This is a genomic window from Streptomyces sp. NPDC005574, assembly GCF_040605435.1.
Classification (GTDB): domain Bacteria; phylum Actinomycetota; class Actinomycetes; order Streptomycetales; family Streptomycetaceae; genus Streptomyces.
In genome coordinates, this window is record NZ_JBEXCW010000291.1 from 1 (window position 1) to 1797 (window position 1797).

Here is a 1797-nt window from a genome sequence, read left to right on the forward strand (position 1 = left end):
TCGGTCGAGCACCGCTCGCACAAGGGCCTGAACAACCGGGCCGAGAACAGTCACCAGCCGACAAGGCAACGCGAACGCGCGATGAAGGGCTTCCGATCAGTAGGCGGAGCGCAACGGTTCCTCGCCGCGTTCAGCGGCATCTCACCCCACTTCAGGCCCCGACGCCACCTCATGAACTCCCACGACTACCGCACCGAGATGATCATCCGCTTCGCCCTCTGGGACCAGATCACCGGCACCGCCGGCCTGCCCACCACGGCCTGAACCACCGTCACCACCACGGCCAGACACGTCCCGAACCGGCTCACAACCCCGAACGCTCGCCCAACCTGACAATGCCCTTCGATGAACAGCGCCTGGTAGATCGCTTCGTGGCTGATGCGCATGGACTCATCATCGGGGAAGTCGACTGGGAGCCGGTGGGAGATCTGCTCCGGGCTCCATGCCGTCGCCCATCGTCTGTCCCGGAAGCGGTCCCGTCACAACATACCGAACCTGACGCAATCACCCACCACAGGATCAGACGGTCTCTCACGCCCGCCGTCGCGAGCTCAAGCTCGACCCCGCCTGGCCCGCCTCCCGGCCTGTCGTCTCCGCATGGAACCGTATCCAGGCCCTGCCCGACCCCGGTTGACCACCACACCGCCGTCCCAGCACACCGGAAGGAGAAGACCCGCAGCACCCCGGCGAGTGGACGCCGACGCCCGCCCGCGACGACACGCGGTCAACCGGCCTGACCCGCGGCAACCAGCCCACAGAGCAAACCATCTGGAACCAGACACCCCAGCCGACCCCCTCACGCCAGCACGCGCACGTGAATGATCGAGGCCAGGACCCCACCCTGCCCGAATCCGGAAACCCGCCACAAAAGCAATCACACCGCGTGATCAAAAATCACGCGGTGGATCGATGGTGAAGGAATTGAGTACCAATTACTCCACATACTGACATGCCTGAATCCGTGTACGAGGGAGAAGCCAACCCGCAGCACGCGTTCCGCCCTCATTACGCTGAGGCTGGACGCAGCAAGCGAAATACTGTAAGAGGAGCCTCGTCGTGATCAGACGCCTTGCCGCACTCATTTCTCCGGCAGTCGCAGTTGCAGCCGTTATCGGTGGTCCGGGAATCGCCAATGCTTCGACCACCCACTGTCTTCAGGGCGCCACCTCCACCTGCATCACGGTCAGGAGTTCCGGCGCGACGCACTTCATCAACGTAACCGGCACTTCCGGCAATGACACCATACTGTTCAAGATTCTCCCTCCCCCCACCGTTCACGATTTGCCGAGCATCGGCGTCACTGACGCCGGCGGTGTGCACACCTTCAACACCAACATCGGCATCTTCCTGGATAACGTAATCACGGTCAACGGAGTCAACGGAAACGACACCATCAGCCTTGCTGGACTGAATAGTACTGGCCGGATCTATTCGAAGGCCACTCTCCAAAGCGGCCGTGGCAATAGTAATCTCACTGCATCTAACCAGGGTGAAAACGTGCTTATCGGCGGGCCTGGTCAAAACTTCCTGAGTGCCTGCAACGGTCGCTTCGGCGTCGGCACTGTTCAGGGGAGCGGCAAAGACACAGCCCAAGTCGATGATAAGGACAAGGTCACTGGTGTCACCAAGACTCTCCCATGCCCTAAAGTTTAGAAGTACCACGGCAGTTGTAGTTCGTGATCTAGGTGGTATTCACGCTGGTTAGCCTCGCCGTTTCGCTTGGATGCAGGGGCTGGCAGGGCGGAAACGCGAAAGTGCCTTCCTGACCTGGGACGATGAACCTTGCTGAGGGGTTCT

The 1797-nt window shown here is 61.1% G+C and carries 2 protein-coding genes and 1 pseudogene; 2 read left to right on the forward strand and 1 reads right to left on the reverse strand.

What is annotated here, in order from left to right; translation table 11 throughout:
* A partial coding sequence (locus ABZT03_RS44215) for a DDE-type integrase/transposase/recombinase (protein ID WP_356049968.1) occupies nucleotides 1-264 on the forward strand: 264 nt, incomplete at its 5' end.
* Nucleotides 265-338: 74 nt separating this feature from the next.
* Here the strand turns inward: ABZT03_RS44215 and ABZT03_RS44220 are convergent.
* Nucleotides 339-464: pseudogene (locus tag ABZT03_RS44220) on the reverse strand (IS30 family transposase); the annotation flags it as partial.
* A gap of 592 nt (nucleotides 465-1056) precedes the next feature.
* On the opposite strand from ABZT03_RS44220, the gene ABZT03_RS44225 reads away from it, so the two are divergent.
* A complete protein-coding gene (locus tag ABZT03_RS44225) occupies nucleotides 1057-1653 on the forward strand; it encodes a hypothetical protein (RefSeq protein ID WP_356049970.1) in 597 nt (198 codons plus the stop codon).
* The last annotated feature ends 144 nt before the right edge of the window (nucleotides 1654-1797 follow it).